Annotated in this window: 1 protein-coding gene; it reads left to right on the forward strand. The window is 47.3% G+C overall.

The genetic code is table 11. The annotated features are described in order from the left end of the window. The coding region (locus E1189_RS25295) for a hypothetical protein (RefSeq protein WP_230460219.1) at positions 1-552 on the forward strand (552 nt) is incomplete at both ends.

The raw sequence follows: 552 nt of genomic DNA on the forward strand, positions 1-552 counted from the left end.
TGCACTGGCAAAGGCTCTTGGTATTAGTCAGGAACAACTGAGTAGGTCGGTACAAAGCGGTACGGCATTGCCGACAAGTGAGAAATCCGCTCTATCTGTCGATACTGTTGTACAAAATCTCTGGTTTCAGAAGGCAGACAGTAACGCATTTGTCCTGGGGAGTGAATTATTAAAAAGTGAGGATAAACCGGATTTCAGGAAGTGTTCTCTGTTAGGCCACTGGTTTGGTGACAGTAGCCCACTCGCTTGGGCAATAGATGGTTTGGTTCGTTCGGGGCAACCTGTTGATATTGTGTTGCAAGAGCTTCAGGACTTACACGAAAAAATGGTCCAGAGCGGCTTAGTCAGCCGCTGCGACTGGCAATATTCCATGGCCTGTATACTCACCCCCCTGAGCATCTGTTCACCTCAACTTATAGCTATTGCTCGGGTCGTTATTCAACAAAATTGGCTTGAACCGGCCGATTGCCCTGCTAGTAGAGCAGAGACACTTCATAACCTGTTGAAAAAACTGGACGCTGTCAATGAGCTTAAACCATTGGTACAACGCCT

Origin of the sequence: Parendozoicomonas verongulae (assembly GCF_009711465.1) — a bacterium.
In the GTDB taxonomy this organism is placed as follows: domain Bacteria; phylum Pseudomonadota; class Gammaproteobacteria; order Pseudomonadales; family Endozoicomonadaceae; genus Sansalvadorimonas; species Sansalvadorimonas verongulae.